The following is a 23331-nucleotide window of genomic DNA, read 5'->3' as shown; positions in this document are numbered from 1 at the left end:
TAAACATCATGAGAATTAGAGATTGGAATCGTAGTTTACAGGTTCGTTTATTTGGTGAATTTTTTAGTAATTTAAGCTTTTGGATGGTCTTTCCGTTTTTAGCTATATACTTTGCAGATGAGTTTGGGGCAAGTATGGCAGGATTGCTGCTTGTCATATCCCAAATATTTTCCGTTGGTGCTAATTTAATCGGTGGTTATTGTGCGGACCGATTTGGTAGAAGGACGATGTTATTTTTTTCTGCAACCGCAGAAGGTTTTGCTTTTATTTTATTTGCCTTCGCCAATTCACCTTGGTATGAATCACCGACGCTTAGCTTCGTAGCCTTTACTATCGCAGGTATGTGTGGTTCATTTTATCACCCGGCAAGTCAAGCAATTGTTGCTGATGTTGTGCCAGAAAAGGATCGCAGTACGGTTTTTTCCGTATTCTATACATCTATTAATATATCTGTCGTAATTGGACCGATAGTAGGGGCAGTCCTATTCTTTAATCATCGCTTCTTATTGCTTTTAGTATCAGGTATTCTCTTCTGTTTAGTAGGTCTAGCATTACGTTTTCTGACGGAGGAAACATTACCAGATGAGGTAAAACAACAGTTAAAAGAAAGTGGCGGAAACGGCTGGGTTCAAGTAGTGCTCAACCAAGTGAAGGCATACGGATTGATAGTAAAGGACAAAGTGTTTTTCCTATTTATAATAGCAGGGATTTTGCTAGCGCAGACGTATATGCAGCTAGATATGCTTATTCCTGTTTATATGAAGGATGTCATTGATGTCCAGGTTCTTGGTAATTTATTTGGCAGGGAATGGACAATTACTGGAGAGGGTTCTTTCGGTATTCTGTTATCTGAAAACGGCTTATTAGTAGTCATTTTCACGGTGTTTGTAACTCGTTGGATGACGAAATATCCAGAACACAAGGTATTCTTTTTTTCGTCTCTCTTATATGCTATTGCTATGCTCATCTTCCCAATGACTGCGAACTTCTGGGTTTTCCTGTTTGCTATGGCTGTGTTTACATTAGGAGAACTAGCTACAGTAGGATTGCAGGAAAGCTTTGTATCTAAGCTTGCACCAGAGGATATGCGTGGACAATACTTTGCGGCTGCTAGCTTACGATACACAATAGGCAGAACGATCGCCCCGCTTGTTTTACCACTTGTTACTTGGATCGGTTTCACTTGGACGTTTGTTATACTAGCAGTACTGGCACTGCTTAGTGGGTTCATATATCTTCTTACGTTCAAAGAATATTATAAAAGACAAGCGAAAAATAATTAAGCTGAAGGGAACTTGTTATACAGTGGGAAGAGCGAGGAAGATAAGCCTTCACTAATATGTAAGAGAAGAAGAGGGCTTTTCGCTCTCTCTTTTTTCATTTTCCGATAAATTGGACAAGGGCTGGTCTCCATTGGAGACCAGCCCTTGATTTTGTATGAGGTAAAACATAATCTTTGAATTTTTAAATTTCATCCCGAATGTTCGGGGAATAATTTCCATGAAAGACTTAAGCTTTCAATGCCGCGGTAAATTGTTCCACTGGTTGTCTTCTAACCTAAGCAACGTAAACCCTTCCTGCTTTTACGTCCTTGCGACCCTATAGTCGCTCCAGTGTGAATAAGTATGTTCAAAAACACGTTAGTAGAATGCCAGATTTCTCTTTTATGTCCTACCTAAATTGTTAACAACCTATAATATATCATATTTGTTATTGATGGTCAACAAAATTGTGATAAACTATTCTAAACTATAACAAGGTTGGTGGGAATATGGAAGTTTGGGACATGCTTAATAATTTTAGAGAGAGAACAGGAATGACTCATATTCGAGGTGAGGAAATGGAGGAGGGTACATTTCATGAAGTAGTCCATGTTTGGATTATGAATGATGAAAATCAGCTTTTGATTCAAAAACGTCAGCCGTGGAAAAAGGGATGGCCGAATATGTGGGATTGCGCAGCTGCAGGCTCTGTTTTGAGCGGAGAAACTACTGAAATTGCAGCAGTGCGAGAAACAAAGGAAGAGCTGGGAATTGATATAGAATTGGAGCAGGCAGATATTTTATTTACGGTCAAATTCCCTAGAGGCTTTGATGACAACTACCTAATAAGAAAGAACGTGAAGATAGAGGATTTAATGCTTCAATACGAGGAAGTGGCAGATGCCAAATGGGCAACTATAGAGGAAATTAGAGAAATGGTTAACCGAGGAGAGTTTATCGCTTATCACATATTAGAAAATGTCTTTGAAATAATTGAATCGAAAATTTCCTTGCATAAAGCAAAGATGGAAGATGCTGAAGAACTATATGAACTTCAAAAACAAGTTTTCTTACCACTTTATACAAAATACGAGGATCATCAAACAACCCCTGCATTGCAAAGCTTTGAAAGATTCACTGAACGCCTACTTCAGGGGACATTTTATAAGATTTTAGAGGCTGGTAAATTAGCTGGTAGTGTACATGTGTACAAAACAGCGCCAAATATCATGCGATTACATATGATTAATATTTTAGATAGTTATCAGGGAAGAGGACTGGCTCAGAACGTGATGAAACGTCTAGAAATGATTTATCCAGAAGTGAACAGCTGGGAGCTCGATACAATTCTTCAAGAAGAAAGAAATTGTTATTTATATGAAAAGATGGGCTATGCTCGAACTGGTAAACAAAAGGTTCTCAACGAAAAAATGACCATTATTTCCTACGAAAAGCATGTTGGTCTTGCCCAATTACAATCATTATAGGAGAAGAAGCGATGCCAGAAATTAACCATCAAACGTATATCAAAGTAAGTATAGATAAAGTATTTAAAACTCTTTCAACTGCAGAAGGATGGAACGCTTGGTTCACCAATCAAACTTCTCTTCATATGGAGCAAGACGGCACGGGAGAAATTCGCTTAAAATGGGATGGATTTGGTCAGGAAAAGCTGGAACTAGAGGATGGCGGTAGGATTTTGAGAGCTGTTAAGGACGAATCCTTTGTTTTCCAGTGGTCTCCGGGCGAGATGGTCACGACCGTGGAATTTAAATTAGAACCGTATCAAGAAGGAACCCTTATTATGTTGAAAGAAATGGGCTATTCCAATTCAGACAAGGATATAAAAGCATGCATTAACTGTGCGGTGGGATGGGGAGAGGCCATGACGCTTCTTAAAATATATTTGGAAGAGGGAATTGTATACAAGGAAGATTTGTAAGTGATTAATTACTTGAACACCTTTACTTAAAAGCAAAGCTTAAGCGTAGACAAAGTTGAAACTAAGACTTTGTCTACGCCCACCGGAATGTCATTTTAATAATTATCCTATTGTTACAGATGCAAAAAATTCCTGATATAACTCTTGAAGAATTTTGTTTTCATTGCTTTGATGAACGCCAAAGGAAAGGCTGACCTCCGATGATCCTTGATTGATCATTTCAATATTAGCACCAGTCCTAGCGATTGCAGTAGCAGCTCTAGCAGCAAGTCCTGTACTATTGTTCATTCCTTCTCCAACTATTACAATCATGGAAAACTCGTGACGGAAGTGAGCATCCTCTGCATGCAGCTCCTCCGTAACCCTTTTTATGATTCTATTTTCTTTTTCAGGTGTCAGCTGGTGGCTTCGGAAGATAACCGATATATCATCTAACCCAGAAGGAGTATGCTCATAGGAAATATGCTCTTCCTCTAAAATTTGTAGTAGCTTACGCCCAAAACCAATTTCCCGATTCATCAAATATTTACTTACGTATAGAATAGAAAATCCACTGTCTGCGGAAATTCCAGTAATCGGGCGACGATTAACTTTTCGGGAAGAAACAATTTTCGTACCAGGTGCCGATGGATTGTTCGTATTCTTAATGCAAACGGGAATTTTAGCCTTATAAACAGGCATTAATGCCTCGTCATGAAACACAGAGAATCCCGCATAAGAAAGCTCGCGCATTTCCCGATATGTAATTTCCTCGATTTCAACTGGACAGTTCACTACCTTCGGGTTGGCGCAAAAAACAGAATCTACGTCTGTGAAATTCTCATAAAGTTCCGCTTTCACGGATGCAGCTAAAATTGATCCGGTTATATCTGAACCACCTCTTTCAAATGTACGGAGCAATCCATCCTTCGTGTAGCCAAAAAATCCAGGGAAAACAATTACTTCTGCTGTATTTTGTAAGTTATTTTGGAGATTTTCGTAAGCCTCTGGCAAGGCAATCGCCCGTTCAGGAAAGTCATTTATCACCAATCCAGCTGATTTAGGACACATATATCTTGCTGGGATCCCGATACTAGTGAAATAAGTAGAAATTAGCTTCGCATTATTGTCCTCTCCACTGGCTTTAATAGAGTCCACAAATAATTCCTTATTTGAATGATCCATAGAAAGCCTGGATTGCAAATCCTTCTCAATCACATCACAAATGAGCAATTCTAAGTTCAGCCCTAACGCAATTTCCTTATATCGGTCTATTACAGCGTGTAGGCATTGCTCTGTATTTTCTCCATTTAAAGCAGCATAGGCAAGGTTAATCAATAAGTCTGTCACCTTCAAATCTTGTTCGAAACGTTTGCCAGGAGCAGAAACCACTACATATTTTCTTTTGGAATCAGCTTTTATGATGCTAGCGACCTTTTTGATTTGTTCTGCGCTAGCTACTGAAGTGCCTCCAAATTTACTTACGATCATCTCATCAAATCCTTACTTTTATGTTTGTTTGTATTTATGGAAAAAACAAATGATTTTATACAGTGTACAAATTTTGGACTTATACGTCAATATGTAAGGCTTAATTTCTTTAAAATAATCATTCATAATATGTATGATTAATTTTTTTAACTTAATATAGTTCGTGTTTAGGTTGTGTTTTACTAATAACACCAAAATAACACCACGAAAAATATTATAAATACGAATAATTAAATATTTTTTTATTTTTGAAAATAGCTTTATATCAAGGTTTATAAGCGTTGTAAAAAAATGATAGCGTTTCCAAGTTTTCAAACTATATTGACAACTGAAAACAACCTAAGTATGATAGGTTTAATTCAATAAGCGTTAAACGATTTTGACAGAGATAAGCTTTGCATTTTGTAAATCTACAGAGAGCTGATGGTTGGTGCAAATCAGTGATTTCGTATGTGGAGTAGCACTCTTGAATCGGTGAACTGAAGAAAGTAGGCTCATCCGTGAATGCGCGTTAAGCATATGAACTAAGAGGCTGCAGAACGTTTGCAGTAAATTTGGGTGGTACCGCGTGAGTTTTTTAGCTCTTCGCCCCTTACATTTTATGTAGGGGACGAAGGGCTTTTTTGTTTTTTAAAATAAGGAGGAGAAAAATTATGCTTCAAGATCAAACCATTTTACGTATTCCAGGACCTAGTCCAATTCCACCAAGTGTGCAAAAAGCTATGAACCAATCAATGATTGGTCACCGGGGCAAGGAAACCTCGGATATGCTTAAGAAAATTGCTCCAGGCTTGAAAAAAGTTTTTGGCACGACTCAAGAAGTCGCCATTATTGCAGGGAGTGGAACAGCTGGACTAGAAACGGCAGTTGTAAATGTCGTGAAGCCAGGAGAGGAAGTGCTTGTTGTCGTAACAGGTGCCTTTGGAGATCGTTTCACTAAAATATGCCAAGCGTTTAACATTAAAGTTCACGTATTGAATGTTGAATGGGGAAAGGCGTTAGGCCCAGAAGAAATAAAGGCTTTTCTAGCAGGGCATGCAGAAATAAAAGTCGTCTTTTCAACTTATTGCGAGACATCTACTGGAGTATTAAATCCAATTGATAAGCTAGCCTTAGCAGTTCAAGAGGTTTCAGATGCATTAATAGTTGTAGATGGAGTTTCTTGTGTGGCAGGAGTAGAAACAAGAATGGATGAGTGGGGAATCGATGTAATGGTAACTGGTTCTCAAAAGGCATTCATGCTTCCAGCAGGATTAACCTTTGTAGCTGCTAGCGAAAAAGCTTGGAAAGTCATTGAAGAAAACGATCAGCCTAGATTTTATTTAAACTTAAAAAAATATAGAGATAATTTATTGAAAGATACTACACCGTTTACACCTGCTTTGTCATTGTTATTTGGGCTGGAGCAAGTTTTAAGTTTATTAGAAGCAGAGGGGCTAAACAATGTATATTCTCGACATGCACTAATGAAGGATATGACACGCGCTGCTTTCAAAGCATTAGACATACCTTTATTGACTTCAGATGAAGATGCTTCTCCAACAGTTACTGCGGTTCAACCGGAAGATTTTGATGCAGAGGAGTTCCGTAAGATTCTGAAAAAAGAATTTGCTATTTCTATAGCAGGAGGTCAGCAGCATTTAACCGGCAAGATTTTCCGCATTGGGCATATGGGATATTGCTCTCCAGCAGACCAGTTACAAATCATTAGTGCAATTGAGGTAGCTCTTAAGAAACTAGGTAAGAATATCGAGCTTGGAAAAGGTACAGCGGCAGCACAGCAAGTCTATTTGGCTCAATAAACGACTTAATCATTTCAAAGATAAAGGAGAAGAAGATCATGGCATACAATATTTTAATCAGTGACCCACTTAGTGAGGATGGTATTTTTCCATTAAGAGAAGCAGATGGCTTTAATATAGTAGTAGATACAGACTTAACTCCCAATCAACTAGCAGAAAAAATTGGTGAATTCGATGCGTTGCTTGTACGTAGTCAAACTCAGGTTACCCGTGAAATCATTGAAAAAGCAACAAATCTAAAAATTATTGGTCGCGCAGGGGTGGGTGTAGACAATATTGATCTACCGGCAGCAACTGAGCGCGGAATTATTGTAGTTAATGCACCAGATGGCAACACAAACTCTGCAGCTGAGCATACTATTGCAATGTTAATGTCTCTTGCCCGTAAGATTCCACAAGCATTCCATTCATTGAAAAATAAGAAATGGGATCGTAAAACTTATATTGGGGTAGAGGTAAAGAACAAAACATTAGGTGTCGTTGGATTTGGTAGAATCGGTCAAGAGGTTGCGGTTCGTGCGAAAGGTCAACGAATGAATGTAATTGCTTATGACCCTTTCTTAACTCCCGAAAAAGCAGAAAAGCTAGGTGTGCAATTTGGTACGGTTGAGGATGTAATTAAAGCGGCTGATTTTATCACCATACATACTCCATTACTAAAAGAAACACGCCATCTCATTAATAAAGATGCATTTGCAAAAATGAAAGATGGTGTACAAATCATCAACTGTGCTCGTGGAGGAATTATTGATGAAGAGGCTTTATACGATGCAATCTTGTCAGGCAAGGTTGCCGGAGCAGCACTAGATGTGTTTGAAGAAGAACCATTCGTAGAACATAAACTTTTAACATTGCCGCAGGTCATCGCTACTCCTCACTTAGGGGCGAGTACAGTAGAAGCACAAGAAATTGTAGCAATAGACGTGTCATATGATGTAGTAAGCTTTTTAACAGAAGGAATAGTCAAAAATCCAGTTAACTTGTCCTCTGTACCGAAAGACGTATTAGCAAAAATTGAGCCATACTTCAATCTTACTGAACAGCTTGGCTCATTTCTCAGCGACTTAATTGAAGGACCTCCAGAAGAAATAAATATTACTTATGCTGGAGAGCTCGCTAATTTTGATGCGCGACCATTATCACGCAATGCGGTAAAAGGTCTGTTGAAAAGCAAACTAGGTGAATCTGTTAATGACGTAAACGCTAAGTTCCTTGCGGATCGGCTAGGAATAACAGTAAATGAATTAAAAACTCCAAAATCAAAAGGATTTACTAGTCTCATTACTGTAGAAGTGAAAACTGCTACAGGGTCAAGAAAAGTTTCTGGTACATTATTAAATGGACTTGGTGGACGTATCGTTCGTGTAGATGATTTCATCGTAGATGTTGTGCCTGCTGGGTATTTATTGTTTATCCGTCATAAAGACCAGCCTGGTGCAATTGGACGTGTAGGTATACTGCTTGCAGAGGAAGGTATCAACATTGCAACTATGCAGGTTGGACGCTCAGAGGTCGGTGGAGATGCAATCATGATGCTTACTATTGACAAACATGTAGAAGTTAAGGGAATTGAGAAATTAAAAGCACTAGCAGATATATATGATGCAACTCCAATTGATTTGTAAGATGGTAGATTTCCGCTTTAGTCGGACGCTTTCCGTGGGGTGAGCGATAAGCCATCACCGTCGCTTACGCGTCGTTAGTGATGGCTTATCTGTCTCACTGATCCCACCGGAGTCGCCGCCTGCTGCTCCAATCATGGAGTGCGAAGTAAGGGAAGAAGTAGTGTGAATTCATTCATGAATAAATTACATGATTATGAGAATCGATCCACTACATTTTATATGATATGTATAAACAATAAATGGTAGATTTCCGCTTTAGTCGGACGCTTTCCGTGGGGTGAGCGATAAGCCATCACCGTCGCTTACGCGTCGTTAGTGATGGCTTATCTGTCTCACTGATCCCAACCCGAGTCGCCGCCTGCTGCTCCAATCATGGAGTGCGAAGTAAAGGGAGAAGTAGTGTGAATTTATTCATGAATAAATTACATGATTATGAGAATCGATCCACTACATTTTATATGATATGTATGAACAATAAATGGTAGATTTCCGCTTTAGTCGGATGCTTTCGGTGGGGTGAGCAATAAGCCATCACCGTCGCTTACGCGTCGTTAGTGATGGCTTATCTGTCTCACTGATCCCACCCGAGTCGCCGACTGCCGCTCCAATCATGGAGTGCGGTAAGGGAGAAGTAGTGTGGATTTATTCATGAATAATAAATTACGAACCAATACATTAGGAGAATAGTATAAATGACTATTTAGACAAGCTTCTAGCAAATCATTGGCGTATTGTTTCAAAATGTCTAGTGACATTATAGTTGGTAACCCAATGTTATGGTATTAACTTTAAAATCCTATGTAATTACATTAATTTTGGAAAGCGAATATTAAATTAAAACACCCGTTAGCTTAACAAGTAAACACTAATTTTCAACTATTTTGTTTTCTGTTCCATTTACAATTCTCTTTATATTTTGTCTATGCAGAATGATTATTGATAAGCTTATTAGTAGAGAAAGTGCTATCATAACTTTATCTTCAAATATAAGACTGTAAATGAATAATGCTATACTAGCCAACATTGAACTTAGTGATACATATTTAGTAAATAGCAAAGTTAACACAAAAACAACAAAACCAACAAAAACACCTGAAGGAATCAAAAACAAAAAAACTCCAGTTGCTGTCGCAACAGCCTTTCCTCCTTTAAAACTAGCAAAAACAGAAAATATGTGCCCTAATATGGCTAATAAACCAGATACAATAGGGTTAACTGTAGAACCAAGTATTAGGGGAAGTAAACAAGCAAATGTACCTTTTAATATATCAGCAATTGCAACAATTACTCCTGCTTTTATGCCTAAAACTCTATAAGCATTAGTTGCACCAAGATTACCACTACCGTAATCACGAATATCTTTCTTATAAAATATTTTGCCGATTACTAAAGCAAAAGAGATTGAACCAATTAAATAACTTAGAATCAAAGTTAAAATGTTCAAAGTGTTATCTCCTTACATAGTTTGTTAAGTAAGTATTTCTATTTATTGCACATGATTTCCTGCGATCCATCTTACATTACCTGCTGCGTTAGTTCAAAATAATTTTCACCTTACAATATATCAATTCTTACTGGAGCAAAGCACTATATTTACTACCCGTAACGATTTCCTTGGCACCCTTTTTTGTCCATTCCAAAATAGAAATATCTGGATTATTTTCAATATAACTTTCAGTGATTAGATAACCTATTTTGTAATTCGAGAATCTCGGAATATCTTTACGTTTATTGCCATAAACCAATTTATCGTAAATAATAAAATCCATAGATTTGCCATATACGCTTAATTCTTCTAACACCTTAGCCTCTTCATCATTAGATAATGGCTCTTTCCAAATGACTTTTGTTTCAGGGTATACAATACTTGCAAAGGAATCTGCTTTACCTTCCTGCATGGTTAAATCTAAAATGTTATACTCGATTGGTACACTATTATGCAAAATATTAACCGTATGATGATACTCGTGAGCCACCGCATACTTTACGGTTTCTTCTGAAACGGATGGGTCAATCATAAGCAAAAAATCACTTTCAGAAAATGTCATCCCACTCAATCCTCCCCCTGTATTAATGAGATGCCATTCCTCAGGATTAACTGGAAAAATATAAATATTTGTATCTTTACCTGATAACAGTTCTGCCGATTTCAATATGGCTTCCTCTATCCACTTATTAATTTGTTCTTGATTTTCAAGTAGCTCATTCGTATTTTTTTTTAACTGTTCTATTTCCAAAGATGGTGAAAGCGGGTCGCCTAATGTTATATCATTAATAGAAGATTGCTCCTTAAACGGTACTAATACATACTTTGTATAGATAGATTTTTTATCAAGCTCAGGATTCTCACTAATTGTTGTTGCGTATTCCATCACTTCATCGAAAAATGAAATAATTTTAAACTCCTGTCCTTTATATGAAAAATGGTAAGTAGTTTCCATAGAAGTATTTTTATCATCCACTATCTCATGTTTCTTTTCCTGTATTCCTTTGTTTTGTTCTTCACCATCTATACAACCCGGTATAAAAAAAACAAGTAACAGTAAATTTGATAATTTTATCAAACGTCTCATTCTATCCCCCATGTCCTTTTCTAAGATACAGAAAAGGATTTATATATCATTGATACTCTTCTTCCACTAAACCGCTCCTCGTGGCCAAATATTTACATACATTAACTTATTCAATACAATCGCAATAAAACCTTCTTATTGAACTAAACTGCACCGTTAGTTCAATAAGGATGTTTCTTCATTACTACTTTTAAAGAAACCCTCTGTATACAAATGGTCCTCTTCAGCATCTACATTTGGGTACTTAGTAAAAACTGATTCAAACTCACCACTATCGGTAAGGTAATCAATGACTTCAACAATTCGTTCTCTAGTTGCAATATCAATTAGAACCATATCGCTTGCTTGAAAGTATGTTCCATTCATACATTCGCCTGTCTGTTCATTTTTCTCTCTTAGTGACTGAATGTTTTTGTATGTGAAAAATGTTGCCATCCAAACAGAACGGTCTGGAAGAGTCACTTTGACATCAGTATTTACATCCTCAACATCCCATTCTTTAGATTCCCACTCTTCGGCTTCTATCCATATATTTCGATTGCTCTTTTCTATCATAATAATTCCACCTTTTAATTAGTTATTACACCTATGCTTGTTCAACTGACCTGCCCGGTTAGTTCAATAAGAAAAAAGAGTTGCATTTAGCAACCCTTGATCTTTAACTAAAGCACCCTTTTGATTAGATACATTTATTCACAAACTTTGCCGGTAATCCAAAACTCATTTCATTTATTACAAGAATGCTGCTTCTTGAGGAAACTAAAGAAATCTTCTATATTGATGCGCTTAGCATTGATAGTTATAAAAAGTCTACTTAAAGTGCATAGTTATTTTTCCGATACCATTTTTGTATGATACATTTGCGAGCGCACCATTAACTAATGTATTTTGTGGTGGCAAATGTCCAATATCAACATCATAAATAAACGGAATATTATCATGATAAAAAATGTCCATCAAAACATCTTCTAGTTCATAATCTTTTGTTGGAGCATATCCACTTGATCTGCCAATTAACACTCCGTTAGTATTTTTAAACCAACCATTTATTTTCATCTGCCACAAAGCACGATAGATTTCAGCCGCACTCATTCCTACGCTTTCAAGATACCAGATAGTGCCTTGATCCTTTGTATACGTATCTAAGTATTCTTCCACTTGATCGAATGGTGTTCCATGAAGATTTTGTATTGTATTAATAACGCCTCCTAACAATCTTCCAGAAAAATGTTCATGTGTATTTATACTTTTCCATTCCGTTTTGGTATCAAAATAAAAACCTGTTGCTGGATTCATAAATACCTTCTCCCATGAGGATTGAAATTCAAAAGATGATTTTTGATTTATGATATCTCCATGATTCGCTGTCAGTACCTTATGCCAACTACTGCTCGTTTCATCTAATGTTGGTGCGGACATCTCCACAAAATTTATGCCATGTGCTGATGCATTACCTGTTATGGTGGTATAAACAAAGTTAATCGTACTTATATCCGAATAACCTAATATCCACTTAGGAGTATGTTTTTTAATTTTCTCCCAATCTAACAACGGAAGAATTTCTAAAGAAAATTGTCCTCCCCATGGTGGAATAATCGCTTTAATTGCCGGATCCGCTAATAGCTCCATAAATTCTTCTGCTCTTATTTCTTTTGTTGCACTTCTTGATTTCTCATCATTCCATACCGTTTTTGCTAGTTCTACTTTATACCCTAGAGATTCAATGTTACTTTTTGCTTTCTCTAATAATATATGTAATGGTTTCTCTACACCACTCGAAATTGCTGTAACAGCAATTTTATCGCCTTTTTGTAAAGCTTCTGGATATTTTATTATCACTTATCATCCCTCCTTATAAATATAAAAAAGCCCATCATCCCATAAGAGACGATAGGCTATACCTACGTGGTACCACTCTTTTTGATTTGTTTAATTAAAACAAATCCACTCAAAAACCTATTACGAGGTTAGCCGTTAAGACTTAAATATCAGTCTTACCACTCCTGGGCGAGTTGGGGAATTTATTGACTGCCTTTCACCAACCGACAGCTCTCTAATCAATAAATAATCCTTAATACTCCCAATCATTGTGTTTTCCTTAGTTTATATTTTTCCCATTTTACAATTTATCCATATTTTAGTCAATAAGTTCTTATTGGAATATTTATCTTTGGCAACTAACCTGCTCCTGCACCGTTAGTTTAAGTGTAACCCTTCACAATTTCTAGCTATTTTAACATAAGTATCAAAAAAAAATTACCTCTAAGTTAAACTAGAGAGGTGATTTTAAAATTTCTTTATAAATGTCAGTAACAGACTTTAATGTAACTGGACAGCAATGAATATCACACCATGAAGGAGATAACACTTTTCTGTCGTAGCTTTAAAATAAAGTTTGATTAAAAGATATCCTTTTAACCCTAAAAAACAGCAAATAAACAAAGTAACCCGTCTTGACTTAAAATATCAAACTTTATTTAAAACTTACACTTAAATGGAAAATAAAAACAGCCTGTCTTTAATAATAATTTTGTTTTAAAGAATGTTGTAACTGGACAAAAAGAGGGACATTAATTAGCGATTATTCCACTACTTTGCTGTCGATGCTTCATTGCAAGTAAAACGAGTAGTGAAAAGGCAAGAATACTGTTAAATGAGCATTCTTGCCTTTTCAAATTTTATAATTTTTTAGCGATAAAAGACTTATAGAAAGAGAGCATTATTTTATTTTTTCTAAAATACCGATTAATTCATGCAAGCTTTCAATAGTGTAGGTTGGCTGTACTTCTTCTGAGACAGGCTTGTTTTCACGATTGATCCAGACGGATTTGATTCCTACACGGGATGCTCCGAGGATGTCGGTCATTAAATTGTCACCAACCATTAATACTTCGTCTTTTTCTACATGAACGAGCTCAAGTGCATGTTCAAAAATGGAAGGATCAGGCTTCCCCTTTCCGAAGCCGCCAGAAATTAGAATATGTTCGAAATAGGGTGCAATTTCTGGTGTAATTTCAAGTTTGGTGTTTTGTAGGCTTGGAGAGCCGTTCGTCATTAGAAGCAATGTATAGTTATCCTTTAATAAGTCTAGCACTTCAAATGTTTCTTCATATACAAATGGGCTTTCCTTGCGCATACGGGGAAAATATATTGCCAGTTCTTCTCCGAGTGCAGCATCTTCCACGCCGAGCTTATGTAAACCGTTTGTCCAGGACTGCTTTTGATAGTCAGCAATCAGTGCCTTCATCTTTTGAAAGTCTTCTCCTGGATCATCAAATATTCCCCATAATCCTTCGAAAGGATTAATGCCAATCATCTGTGTGAAGGGACGTGTTTCGTATGAATCGTATAACTGGCTTGCCGATTCACGAACGGCTTTTTCTAGCTCTACAGTATTCACTGCTACCTTAGTAGCGGCATAATCACATGTTTTCTGAAAAGCCGTTGCTACGCTCTTTTTGTCCCATAGTAGTGTGTCGTCCAAATCAAAAAATATAGCCTTTGTCTTCATCTATGTACCCCCTCCACTAACTTACTTATTACTTTACCTTAGTGAAGGGAGGTATGTCACTAGGGTTGATTAAAATGTTAATAATGTATTGAGAGGGCCTTCTGAACGAATTATATCCTCGATTGATTTAATGGCAATGGGAAAGTAAGGGAAGCCATATACATAGGGTGTTATTTCGTAGAGCTGAAAGTAAATGACAATAGTATGATCCGCTAGATAATAATCTTGGTCTGGTCGGATAGCAGTGAAATCTTCCAGAAGAGGAACATCCCATGCTTCTATTTTCTTCGAAATGATTTGAGATAATCTCTCCACATAATTACTATTGGGTTTAAACAAATCCTTTAATGCGTATTGCTTACCAGTGGTAGTATCAAAGGTTAATGATTTAGTAATCGTCAATCCATGAGCTCCTCCAGTAAAGGAATACACGGTGAGGCTTAAGCTTAAAATATTTCGCTCGTTCGTCTTAATTTCGTAGGTGCCTACCATTTCCACTAAATATTCATTATAGAAGCCTTGTTCGATTAGAATATTATTTAATAGAGAAACTATGTCTCCATTAATCTTTTTTTCTGCAGACGAATGAGGTAAGTTAGTAATATGAGGATAATTGACAGAAATGTTAGGTTTTGAATGGGAGATGTATTTGTTTGTAACGCAAACTGGAAAATCCACTGTTCACAACCTTTCAAGCATAATACTTATTATATGAATGAAGGGAGTTTCGTATGTTTTTAAAAAAAATAATGATTAGAAGCGATGAGAGTATTTTAGAAGGAGAATATCCATTCACTATACCGACAATCCGGAACTTTAGGGAACTTGAGCTTACAAATAGCGTCACCTTCTTTGTAGGTGAAAATGGAACTGGGAAATCCACTTTATTGGAAGCAATTGCTGACCAATGTGAATTTAACACAGCGGGTGGAGGAAGAAATAATTATTATGAGGTTGATGCTGCAGAAAGCTCACTAGGTAAATATGTGAAGCTATCATGGATGCCGAAGGTGACAAATGGGTTCTTCTTGCGAGCAGAGACATTTTACCAATTTGCTTCTCATGTTGAAGAAAGTGAAAGTATTAACTTTTATGGTGGGAAGTCTCTTCATGAGCAATCGCATGGCGAATCCTTTTTATCGTTGTTTTTACACCGTTTTAACGGTAGAGCAATTTATTTGTTAGACGAGCCGGAAGCTGCACTTTCACCACAGAGACAGCTGGCTTTTTTAAGAATTATGCATGACTTAATACAAGAAGAGGATTGCCAATTTATTATTGCTACTCATTCTCCGATTATATTAGGATTTCCAGATGCAACGATTCTCAGCTTCGATAACGGAGAAATTGAAGAAGTGGAATATGAGCAAACCGCTCACTATCAAACGACTAAATATTTTCTAGATCACCGGGAGAAATTTTTAAAGGAGTTATTGGAAGGTGATTAGATGCCTGTAATTATGAATTATATAGATGAAATGCTTTATACCATTGCTATTTTTTTACCTGTCCTAATTATCTGGAGGCTTATTCGTTGGAAGAGGCGAGGCTTTCATTTAAGGGAAGGTTTATATGAGTTAGGTGTATTATTTCTCATTGCAGTATTAGTTGGCTTGTTTTCTCAAACAATCATACCAAAGTATGGAGAGGAACAGGCTTATGTAAACAGTATCAATTTGGAATTGTTTCGAGTTTTAGAGGAAACGTGGAACGCTATCATATATTTAGGGTATTGGGAGCCTTTTTATATTAACTTCCTTGGCAATATTGCTCTATTTATACCTATTGGTTTTCTCTTTCCTCTTGTCTTCAAACGTATGGAGATTTTCCCCTTTCCTGTAATTATGGGATTTCTTATCTCGCTATTTATAGAAATCGTTCAAATTCCGCAAAATAGGAGCAGTGACGTGGATGATCTTTGGTTAAATAGCTCTGGAGCGTTAGTAGGTTATTTGATTTATTTATTGGTTAGAAGGAAATTTCCTGTTTTCTGTAAGGTGTTCAAGAAAAATCATGCAACGAGTTTATAAATTTCTCGTCCGGGGTAAATATTATTCGGAGAGAAAAAAGCAAGGAGACAACTAAGAATGATGATACAAAAAGATACACAAACAGAACAAAGAAGAGACAATATAATTGAAGACCTTGTAAACAAAGGTGTTTTTAAAATTGATGGAAAACAATTATATGAATTGAATTTTTACGAATTAATGAAGCAATATATAAATGAAGAGAAACAAACAAATTAGTGCCTAGTATAAGGCACTTTTTTAATTGCATTTATCTATTTATATGGCTAATGGTCGATAATAGAAATGTGGTACACTTGAGTCAAACACAGATGAGGTGGAGAAAAACTTGACAGCTATACAAAATTTAAATGAAACATTACAGAGAAAATGGGCAGAAGCAGAATTTGCCTTTGAGATGCCTATCCAAACACAACTTATTCCGCATATGCTTGACGGTTCAGATATAGTAGCAGAATCACCAACGGGAACAGGGAAAACACTGGCGTATGTGCTTCCTTTACTACAATTGGTAGATCCTTCAAAAAAGCAAACACAGGCATTAATAATGGTACCTTCTCAAGAATTAGGAATGCAAATTGTCGAGGTATTGAGAGAGTGGGCTTCAGGTACTGGTGTCTCAGTTGCTCAGCTAATCGGTGGCGCGAATATTAACCGACAAATTGAAGGCTTGAAGAAAAAGCCGAATATAGTAGTAGGAACACCTGGTAGATTGCAGGAGCTTGTAAAGGTGAAAAAGCTTAAAATGCATGAGATTAAGACGATTGTGTTAGATGAAGGTGATCAGCTACTTAGTAGAGAGCATCGGACTACTGTTAAAGGATTAATAGATGCAACAGTTGAGAGACAGCTTGTCGTGACATCGGCAACAATAACAGAGGAAATTGAGCTAGTAGCAGAACGAATGATGAAGGAACCAATAAGAATTCATGTGTCAGCGGAGGAAGTACCAGCAAAAGGTGAAGTCATTCATAGCTTTGTAAAAACAGAGACTAGAGACAAGACAGAACTATTAAGAAGGCTTTCGCACTTTAAGGGGATGAGAGGATTAGCATTCGTTAACAGTCTAGATCAATTACTGATGAAGGATTATAAGCTATCTTATCGAGATGCTCCAATTGCATCTCTTCATTCTGAAATGAAAAAAGAAGAGAGAAAAAAAGCATTGGACGACTTTAAAAATGGAAAAGTGAGCATTCTAATCGCTACAGATGTTGCAGCCAGAGGATTAGATATATCGGGACTTACTCATGTTATTCATGTAGATGTACCACATTCAATTGAGCAATACTTACATCGTTCAGGGCGTACTGGACGAGCAGGTAAGGATGGAGAGGTATTAACTCTTTTAACATATAACGACGAAAAAACTTATAAAAAATGGACAAAAGAGCTTCCAAGCAAGCCAGTCCAAAAAATATGGTATCGCGGTGAATTAATAGAGGGATCATCTAAAACAATCGATAAAAAGGGGAAATAATGTATGGATTTTCAAAAAAATCTAGAGGAATATGCTGAGTTAGTTGTTAAGGTAGGTCTAAATATTCAAAAGGGGCAGCCTCTACTCATTAATACAACAACAGATACAATCGATTTTACAAGACTTATTGTTAAAAAAGCCTATGAAGCAGGGGCAAAAAGAGTAGAAGTAAACTATACGGACGAAGTAAATGCTCGATTATTTTACGATATGGCCCCTGACGAAGCATTTCACGAAGTGCCAAAATGGGTTGTTGTTCAAAGAGATGAATTGATTGAAAATAAAGGTGCTTTATTGTGGATTGACGCCGATAATCCCGATCTTTTAGAGGGTGTGTCAATTGATCGTATTTCTAACTATCAAAAGGCTTCTGGTAAGGCTTTAGAAAATTACCGTAAAGCAGTGATGAATGATGTGATTACTTGGTCAATCGTAGCAATGCCCTCTAAAAAATGGGCTGCGAAGGTTTTCCCTAAACTCCCAGAGTCAGAACAAATGGATGCATTATGGGAGCTTATATTTAATGTAGTACGCATTGGAAAAGGAACTGCGGTCCAACAATGGCAGGAACATATTAATAATTTAGAGTCACGAGCTGGATTATTGAACGAAAAGCGCTATAAAAAACTGCATTATACGGCAGATGGAACGGATATTGAAGTAGAGTTACCAAAGGAACATATTTGGCAATCAGGAGCTAGTAAAAATGCTCAGTCCGTGCCATTTATCGCTAATATGCCTACAGAGGAAGTATACACTGCGCCGCTAAAAACAGGTGTGAATGGATATGTAAGTAACACTAAGCCTTTTGTCTATCAAGGAAATGTTATTGATGGCTTCAAATTGACGTTTAAAGATGGAGAAATTGTTCAAGTTCAAGCAGCAACAGGCGAGAAACTCCTACAAGAGCTAATTCAAACAGATGATGGCGCAAAATATTTAGGCGAAATTGCATTAGTTCCGCATGAATCGCCTATCTCCGCATCGAATGTATTGTTTTTTAACACTTTATTTGATGAGAATGCCTCCAATCATTTTGCTATTGGAGAAGCATACCCAACTTGTGTAGAAGGAGCTCGTGGCCTTACTACAGAAGAGTTGGAAAATATGGGTATCAATACTTCTATTGTTCATGAGGACTTCATGATTGGAAGTGGAAATATGGATATAACAGGTGAATTAGCTGATGGAACAAAAGAACCCATCTTCATTAAAGGTGCTTGGGCATTTTAAGGAGCTGATGATTGTTGAAAAGGTTGATAGGCATATTCATCGCCCTTTTTATAATATCTAATACTTACACAGTTGAAGCTAAGGGGAAAGAGGTGTACATTCCTTTAGGTGATTCTTTAGCAGCTGGCCAAACACCAAATCAGGCAATTGATGCTGGCTATACAGATTTAATCTCTCAGGAATTAAATAGAGCAAATCTGCTTGGGTTTTATTCCAAAGCCCTAGCTTTTCCCGGATATACAACTGCTGATGTCTTAAGGACTGTTCAAACAAAGGAAGCACAGGAGCTTTTGGCTAATGCAACACTAGTTACGATATCCGCAGGAGCTAATGATCTTTTAAGACTAGTACAGGTTAATCCTTCAAGTGGAATGGTCTCTTATAAACAGGTCTCTGCTAATTTTGCACTTAATAATGTGAGAAAAAACATGGAGGCAGTTCTGGAAAAAGTCCAAGCAGCAGCTCCGAAAGCTAATATATATGTAATGGGTTACTATTTTGCATATCCTCATGTGCATGATTCACAAAAGGTGGGAATTGGCAAAGAGTTAGATCAGCTGCATGCTATCCTTCAAACAGTTGCAGAGAAAAATGGAGCAACCTATATTTCGGTTGAAGAGTCTTTCAAAGGAAAAGAGAGTACTTTAATACCAAATGTTGCTGATGTACACCCTACCATGGAAGGTTACCGGCAAATGGCAAATTCGTTCTTTACAAAGTACAATTCACGTATGCTCGTATATGAACCTGAGATGCCAAAGCCAAATCCCTTAACATTCGAGGAACTTATAGAAAGTCAACGTACAAATGCAAGTGGAAATTCTCAAGCTAAAGCAACAGTGTCCACTGGCTACCTATCGTTGACGAATGTAAATTTAATATCCAAAGTTTTTCAGAGGATTCTTTTATAGAGAATTTTGGAGAAAGTAATAATTCAAAAAAAGCAGGAGAAATCATTTGATTTCTCCTGCTTTTTTTATTGGAGGTGACTAATAAGTCTTGTCCTTCTAAATAATAGTGGTACCTTGGAGAGGCTATGAAGAGCCCATATTAACTTTAATAAGTTTCTAACTTAGTTCAATTAGCGTTTTACAGTTTTTTTGGATTTCATTGCTTTACGAACAATAGGGTACACAACAGGTGCCCATTTAATAGCTGCTTTTACTAGTTTTCCTACTTTCATAATCAATCGCTCCTTGTTGTTCTATAATATCTTATTCCCATTTGAGGAGCTATTAAACATGCCGTAACACTTTGACTCCTTGTACGATGTTCCATATAAGTAAAACTAGATTGATCACTGTATATAAACCCATAAAAATAAGAGCAGTAGTCATACTAGTCCACATGGAAGCAGAATCTCCAGTAAAGCCTAAAGGTAAAAAGTTTGCGAATATAGCCAGCATTAAGAACACAAAGAAAATAGTAGGGATGATATGAGAAATTAATGAACGCTTAGCGTGGTACTTTACCTCTTTTTCCGATGTAAGGAAGTAAACGATAATCGGGAGAATGAAAGGGGCAAACAAAATAGAAAAATATGTTGATGCACTCAAAATTTTATTGGTATCCATTCATAGTCTCCTCATTATTATTACTTATCGCTCTCCCTACGGAAAGCATCCATCTATAGCTTATATCTAGTTATTCTAATACAAATCTAACGAGAATGTCCTTATATTCCTCTACTGAAGATATAGAAACGTATTCCTGATCACCGTGCCAGTCAGAACCGCTTGGTCCAAATTCGATAGCTACTGCACCCTTAGCTGCATAATAACGCGTGTCGGCCGCACCATGCTGTCCAAATAGAACAGTAGGTGTCTGTCTAATCGAATTACAAACTGCTAAAAGCTTTTGTATATACTTGTCATCTTCTTTATTGGTGATTGCTGGGGTGTGTCCTTGGAAGTGTATTTCACTACCAGGATATTTTTCTAAAAGATCTCTTAGTTCCTTTGTGATTTTCTCAGCGTCTTGTCCAGGAACAAATCTTAAGGAGTAACTAATAACACATTTATCAGGTACCATATTATAGCGATCTCCTGCTTCTATTTTTGCCAAGTTTAAGGAAGGATAATCATAATATTCATTGCTTGCCTCCATAAAAGAGCAATTTCTTAGTTCCTTATCGAATAATATTGCTTTTTCAATCGCATTATCTCCTTCCCAAGGACGGCTTCCGTGCGCGGCTTTCCCTTTTAAATGGATATCCCATTGTAAAATTCCTTTAGCCTGAAGACCGATATTAACATGAGTTGGTTCACCACAAATAACGAAGTCTCCACAATGACCTTGTTCAACTAAGTGTTTGGAGGTTTTTCCTCCTGTTTCTTCATCAGTAACTATATGTAGCTGGACTTTTTTTGTAAGCTTATGTTCATCTTGTGAGAGTATATAAAAAGCCTGCATCATTGCAGCAACGCCTGCCTTCATATCTGCAGAACCACGCCCATATAGTCTATCATCAATAATTTTTGGTTCAAATTGCTCGGGATTTCCTGGAACGACATCAATATGGCCATTCCATACGATAGTTTCCTCACCGGCTCCTATTTCAGCTACAAGCATTAGCTTAGTGTTTAATTCATAGGTTTTTGTTGATATGTTTCTCTTTTCTAGCCAGTCCTTACAGTAAAGCAGTGCCTCGTTAGCTCCGTTCAAATCATTACTCTTTATTTTGATTAAATCCATAAGTAAATTTATCAACCAAAACACTCCTAATAATAGATTTATTATTACTACTATAATACCTTTGGGGGTTGCAATATAAACATGTATCGGCTACAATGAACTCAAATCAAATAAATTCTAAACCACAAGGGGCGTCGCTATAGCGGCTGAGATAGTACCCTTAGAACCTGTAAGTTCATGCTTGCGTAGGGATGTGGATGGATACTGACAATCGCGCGATGTCTGGCTCTGTCCCGACGGCGTTTTTTTGTGGTCAAAAAAGGGGATTACAATGAGAAATCAGCGTGTCGTATTGTTAGTAGAAATAGCTATATTCGCAGCATTAGGTTATATATTGGATTTAATAGGATTTGGGATGCCACAGGGTGGAAGTGTTACCTTTGTGCTTGTACCCATTATTTTAATAGCATTTCGCCGTGGTATAGTGGCAGGTGTTGTGACAGGATTTTTGATTGGACTATTGCAGGTAGTTACGGGGCGCTTTTACCCGGCGCCATTATCCTTTGAAATAGTAGTTATTCAAGTAGGAATCGATTATTTTATTGCTTTTATGGTGGCGGGATTGGCAGGTCTATTAAGACCAGCATATATGAAAGCATTTGAAAATCAAAACAAGAAAAAAATGGCGATAGCAATTGTAATAGGTGCCTTAATTGCCTCATTTTTGCGCTACTTGGCACACGTTTTATCAGGGATACTATTTTTTGGTGAATTTGCTGAGGGAGAAAACGTAATTCTTTATTCCTTAATTTATAATTCTACTTATATGATTCCTGTGTTCTTGTTTGCCGCTTTTATTTGTGCGATTCTATTCGTAAAAGCCCCACGCCTATTAATGCCGAATTCATAAGATATATGATATGATAATCATACATCTAAGTGAAGAAGGGATCTTGTAAAGATGATAGCAAAAACAAATGAAGAGTTAGAAATGTTAAAAAAAATAGGCCAAATTGTTGCTGAAGTACGAGAAGCAATGAAGGCTGCAACTAAACCGGGTGTAACTACCAAGGAGCTAGATGAAATAGGCGGCGAGTTATTTAAAGAAAAAGGCGCTATTTCTGGACCTATGGGAGAGTATGATTTCCCGGGGTATACTTGTATAAGTGTGAATGAAGAAGTGGCTCATGGAATTCCAGGCTCCCGTGTGATTAAAGAGGGTGACCTTGTAAATATTGATGTATCCGGTTCATACGAAGGGTTTTTCGCAGATACTGGAATATCATTTGTAGTAGGCGAAGGGTACGAAGACAAGGAAAAGCTTTGTCAAGTAGCGGAAAGTGCATTTAATCGTGCTATGCTGAAGGTAAAAGCAGGTTCTCGTCTAAACCAGATTGGTAAAGCAGTGGAAAGAGAAGCGAAGGATAATGGATTACATGTCATCATGAACCTAACAGGTCATGGTATCGGAAAGTCCCTGCATGAAGCACCCCAGCATGTCTTAAATTATTATGATGCTTGGGATCCAACAATTTTAAAAGAAGGTATGGTTCTAGCAGTAGAGCCCTTCATCTCAGCAAAAGCTGAACATATCGTAGAGTCAGGGGATGGATGGACGTTTGTAACTCCTGATAAATCTCTCGTTGCACAAATTGAACATACAATTATAGTTACAAAAGACGAACCGATTATATTAACTAAATTAATATAAATGAGTGAATTTCATTAAATAGGGCTTTTCTATTAAATACAAAATTTGTCCCTCTGTT

23 protein-coding genes, 1 riboswitch and 2 other annotated features are annotated in these 23331 nt (G+C 37.0%); of the genes, 13 read left to right on the top strand and 10 right to left on the bottom strand.

Annotated elements, in window-relative coordinates:
- Positions 1 to 8 precede the first annotated feature (8 nt).
- The 3 genes from MKY94_RS16735 (at position 9) to MKY94_RS16725 (ending at position 3204) form a co-directional block, all read left to right on the top strand.
- A complete protein-coding gene (locus MKY94_RS16735; RefSeq protein WP_191697736.1) occupies positions 9 to 1283 on the top strand; it encodes an MFS transporter in 1275 nt (424 codons plus the stop codon).
- Between the two features lie 503 nt (positions 1284 to 1786).
- Positions 1787 to 2749, top strand: a complete 963-nt coding sequence (locus MKY94_RS16730) for a GNAT family N-acetyltransferase (protein WP_340844795.1) — start codon at positions 1787 to 1789, stop codon at positions 2747 to 2749.
- Between the two features lie 11 nt (positions 2750 to 2760).
- Positions 2761 to 3204: an SRPBCC domain-containing protein gene (locus tag MKY94_RS16725; RefSeq protein ID WP_340844794.1), complete on the top strand. Its 444-nt coding sequence runs from the start codon at positions 2761 to 2763 to the stop codon at positions 3202 to 3204.
- Between the two features lie 102 nt (positions 3205 to 3306).
- Here the strand turns inward: MKY94_RS16725 and MKY94_RS16720 are convergent, their stop codons facing one another.
- Positions 3307 to 4674, bottom strand: coding sequence for an aspartate kinase (locus tag MKY94_RS16720; protein WP_154310007.1), 1368 nt, complete (start codon positions 4672 to 4674; stop codon positions 3307 to 3309).
- A 370-nt stretch (positions 4675 to 5044) separates the two neighbouring features.
- Positions 5045 to 5270, top strand: a binding site (T-box leader).
- 57 nt (positions 5271 to 5327) lie between these two features.
- On the opposite strand from MKY94_RS16720, the gene MKY94_RS16715 reads away from it, so the two are divergent.
- Positions 5328 to 6476 (top strand): alanine--glyoxylate aminotransferase family protein, encoded by a 1149-nt coding sequence (locus MKY94_RS16715; RefSeq protein WP_342577432.1) that lies wholly within the window; start codon positions 5328 to 5330, stop codon positions 6474 to 6476.
- A 38-nt stretch (positions 6477 to 6514) separates the two neighbouring features.
- Positions 6515 to 8101: a phosphoglycerate dehydrogenase gene (gene serA / locus MKY94_RS16710; protein ID WP_342577431.1), complete on the top strand. Its 1587-nt coding sequence runs from the start codon at positions 6515 to 6517 to the stop codon at positions 8099 to 8101.
- 865 nt (positions 8102 to 8966) lie between these two features.
- On the opposite strand, the gene plsY is transcribed toward serA, so the two are convergent.
- The 6 genes from plsY to MKY94_RS16680 all read right to left on the bottom strand — a co-directional run bounded on the left by plsY (position 8967) and on the right by MKY94_RS16680 (position 14863).
- Entirely contained in the window at positions 8967 to 9545 is a 579-nt protein-coding gene (gene plsY, locus MKY94_RS16705; RefSeq protein ID WP_340863714.1) for a glycerol-3-phosphate 1-O-acyltransferase PlsY, read from the bottom strand.
- A 127-nt stretch (positions 9546 to 9672) separates the two neighbouring features.
- Positions 9673 to 10674: a DUF2268 domain-containing putative Zn-dependent protease gene (locus MKY94_RS16700; RefSeq protein ID WP_342577430.1), complete on the bottom strand. Its 1002-nt coding sequence runs from the start codon at positions 10672 to 10674 to the stop codon at positions 9673 to 9675.
- 156 nt (positions 10675 to 10830) lie between these two features.
- Positions 10831 to 11229 carry a hypothetical protein gene (locus MKY94_RS16695; protein ID WP_151112875.1) on the bottom strand — a complete coding sequence of 133 codons (399 nt, stop codon included), beginning with the start codon at positions 11227 to 11229 and terminating at the stop codon, positions 10831 to 10833.
- 255 nt (positions 11230 to 11484) lie between these two features.
- Complete coding sequence (locus tag MKY94_RS16690) at positions 11485 to 12513, bottom strand: S66 peptidase family protein (protein WP_151112877.1); 1029 nt, start codon at positions 12511 to 12513, stop codon at positions 11485 to 11487.
- A gap of 41 nt (positions 12514 to 12554) precedes the next feature.
- Positions 12555 to 12771 (bottom strand) — a binding site (T-box leader).
- A gap of 622 nt (positions 12772 to 13393) precedes the next feature.
- Positions 13394 to 14185 (bottom strand): HAD family hydrolase, encoded by a 792-nt coding sequence (locus tag MKY94_RS16685; protein WP_342577429.1) that lies wholly within the window; start codon positions 14183 to 14185, stop codon positions 13394 to 13396.
- Between the two features lie 69 nt (positions 14186 to 14254).
- Positions 14255 to 14863 carry a DUF3298 and DUF4163 domain-containing protein gene (locus MKY94_RS16680; protein ID WP_144541352.1) on the bottom strand — a complete coding sequence of 203 codons (609 nt, stop codon included), beginning with the start codon at positions 14861 to 14863 and terminating at the stop codon, positions 14255 to 14257.
- 53 nt (positions 14864 to 14916) lie between these two features.
- Here MKY94_RS16680 and MKY94_RS16675 point away from each other — a divergent pair, with 53 nt between their 5' ends.
- The 6 genes from MKY94_RS16675 (at position 14917) to MKY94_RS16650 (ending at position 19839) form a co-directional block, all read left to right on the top strand.
- A complete protein-coding gene (locus tag MKY94_RS16675) occupies positions 14917 to 15633 on the top strand; it encodes an AAA family ATPase (protein WP_144541354.1) in 717 nt (238 codons plus the stop codon).
- Positions 15634 to 16215, top strand: a complete 582-nt coding sequence (locus MKY94_RS16670) for a VanZ family protein (RefSeq protein WP_144541356.1) — start codon at positions 15634 to 15636, stop codon at positions 16213 to 16215. It abuts the gene before it with no gap.
- Between the two features lie 57 nt (positions 16216 to 16272).
- Complete coding sequence (locus tag MKY94_RS16665) at positions 16273 to 16434, top strand: Fur-regulated basic protein FbpA (RefSeq protein WP_144541359.1); 162 nt, start codon at positions 16273 to 16275, stop codon at positions 16432 to 16434.
- Positions 16435 to 16543: 109 nt separating this feature from the next.
- Complete coding sequence (locus MKY94_RS16660) at positions 16544 to 17695, top strand: DEAD/DEAH box helicase (RefSeq protein ID WP_144541361.1); 1152 nt, start codon at positions 16544 to 16546, stop codon at positions 17693 to 17695.
- A 3-nt stretch (positions 17696 to 17698) separates the two neighbouring features.
- Complete coding sequence (locus tag MKY94_RS16655) at positions 17699 to 18928, top strand: aminopeptidase (RefSeq protein WP_342577428.1); 1230 nt, start codon at positions 17699 to 17701, stop codon at positions 18926 to 18928.
- Between the two features lie 14 nt (positions 18929 to 18942).
- Complete coding sequence (locus MKY94_RS16650; RefSeq protein ID WP_342577427.1) at positions 18943 to 19839, top strand: SGNH/GDSL hydrolase family protein; 897 nt, start codon at positions 18943 to 18945, stop codon at positions 19837 to 19839.
- Positions 19840 to 20009: 170 nt separating this feature from the next.
- On the opposite strand, the gene MKY94_RS16645 is transcribed toward MKY94_RS16650, so the two are convergent.
- From MKY94_RS16645 to MKY94_RS16635, 3 genes are all read right to left on the bottom strand, one after another.
- Entirely contained in the window at positions 20010 to 20111 is a 102-nt protein-coding gene (locus MKY94_RS16645; RefSeq protein WP_225216175.1) for a hypothetical protein, read from the bottom strand.
- A 52-nt stretch (positions 20112 to 20163) separates the two neighbouring features.
- A complete protein-coding gene (locus tag MKY94_RS16640) occupies positions 20164 to 20502 on the bottom strand; it encodes a DUF4870 domain-containing protein (protein WP_144541367.1) in 339 nt (112 codons plus the stop codon).
- Positions 20503 to 20572: 70 nt separating this feature from the next.
- Positions 20573 to 21646, bottom strand: coding sequence for an ArgE/DapE family deacylase (locus tag MKY94_RS16635; protein ID WP_313955922.1), 1074 nt, complete (start codon positions 21644 to 21646; stop codon positions 20573 to 20575).
- Positions 21647 to 21739: 93 nt separating this feature from the next.
- Positions 21740 to 21831, top strand: a riboswitch (TPP riboswitch).
- A 62-nt stretch (positions 21832 to 21893) separates the two neighbouring features.
- Between MKY94_RS16635 and thiT the strand changes: the two genes are divergently transcribed.
- Positions 21894 to 22472: an energy-coupled thiamine transporter ThiT gene (gene thiT, locus MKY94_RS16630; RefSeq protein ID WP_144541371.1), complete on the top strand. Its 579-nt coding sequence runs from the start codon at positions 21894 to 21896 to the stop codon at positions 22470 to 22472.
- Positions 22473 to 22523: 51 nt separating this feature from the next.
- Complete coding sequence (map, locus tag MKY94_RS16625) at positions 22524 to 23273, top strand: type I methionyl aminopeptidase (RefSeq protein ID WP_144541373.1); 750 nt, start codon at positions 22524 to 22526, stop codon at positions 23271 to 23273.
- Positions 23274 to 23331: the final 58 nt, after the last annotated feature.

Origin of the sequence: Psychrobacillus sp. FSL K6-2843 (genome assembly GCF_038626375.1) — a bacterium.
Taxonomy (GTDB): domain Bacteria; phylum Bacillota; class Bacilli; order Bacillales_A; family Planococcaceae; genus Psychrobacillus; species Psychrobacillus faecigallinarum.
This window is presented reverse-complemented; position numbering and strand designations above follow the sequence as displayed.

Bases quoted from the DNA above. Each gene is read 5' to 3' on its own strand.
- MKY94_RS16735 (WP_191697736.1), top strand. From the start codon at position 9: ATGAGAATTAGAGATTGGAATCGTAGTTTACAGGTTCGTTTATTTGGT.
- MKY94_RS16730 (WP_340844795.1), top strand. From the start codon at position 1,787: ATGCTTAATAATTTTAGAGAGAGAACAGGAATGACTCATATTCGAGGT.
- MKY94_RS16725 (WP_340844794.1), top strand. From the start codon at position 2,761: ATGCCAGAAATTAACCATCAAACGTATATCAAAGTAAGTATAGATAAA.
- MKY94_RS16720 (WP_154310007.1), bottom strand. From the start codon at position 4,674: ATGATCGTAAGTAAATTTGGAGGCACTTCAGTAGCTAGCGCAGAACAA.
- MKY94_RS16715 (WP_342577432.1), top strand. From the start codon at position 5,328: ATGCTTCAAGATCAAACCATTTTACGTATTCCAGGACCTAGTCCAATT.
- serA (WP_342577431.1), top strand. From the start codon at position 6,515: ATGGCATACAATATTTTAATCAGTGACCCACTTAGTGAGGATGGTATT.
- MKY94_RS16700 (WP_342577430.1), bottom strand. From the start codon at position 10,674: ATGAGACGTTTGATAAAATTATCAAATTTACTGTTACTTGTTTTTTTT.
- MKY94_RS16695 (WP_151112875.1), bottom strand. From the start codon at position 11,229: ATGATAGAAAAGAGCAATCGAAATATATGGATAGAAGCCGAAGAGTGG.
- MKY94_RS16685 (WP_342577429.1), bottom strand. From the start codon at position 14,185: ATGAAGACAAAGGCTATATTTTTTGATTTGGACGACACACTACTATGG.
- MKY94_RS16675 (WP_144541354.1), top strand. From the start codon at position 14,917: ATGTTTTTAAAAAAAATAATGATTAGAAGCGATGAGAGTATTTTAGAA.
- MKY94_RS16670 (WP_144541356.1), top strand. From the start codon at position 15,634: ATGCCTGTAATTATGAATTATATAGATGAAATGCTTTATACCATTGCT.
- MKY94_RS16665 (WP_144541359.1), top strand. From the start codon at position 16,273: ATGATGATACAAAAAGATACACAAACAGAACAAAGAAGAGACAATATA.
- MKY94_RS16655 (WP_342577428.1), top strand. From the start codon at position 17,699: ATGGATTTTCAAAAAAATCTAGAGGAATATGCTGAGTTAGTTGTTAAG.
- MKY94_RS16645 (WP_225216175.1), bottom strand. From the start codon at position 20,111: ATGAAAGTAGGAAAACTAGTAAAAGCAGCTATTAAATGGGCACCTGTT.
- MKY94_RS16640 (WP_144541367.1), bottom strand. From the start codon at position 20,502: ATGGATACCAATAAAATTTTGAGTGCATCAACATATTTTTCTATTTTG.
- thiT (WP_144541371.1), top strand. From the start codon at position 21,894: ATGAGAAATCAGCGTGTCGTATTGTTAGTAGAAATAGCTATATTCGCA.
- map (WP_144541373.1), top strand. From the start codon at position 22,524: ATGATAGCAAAAACAAATGAAGAGTTAGAAATGTTAAAAAAAATAGGC.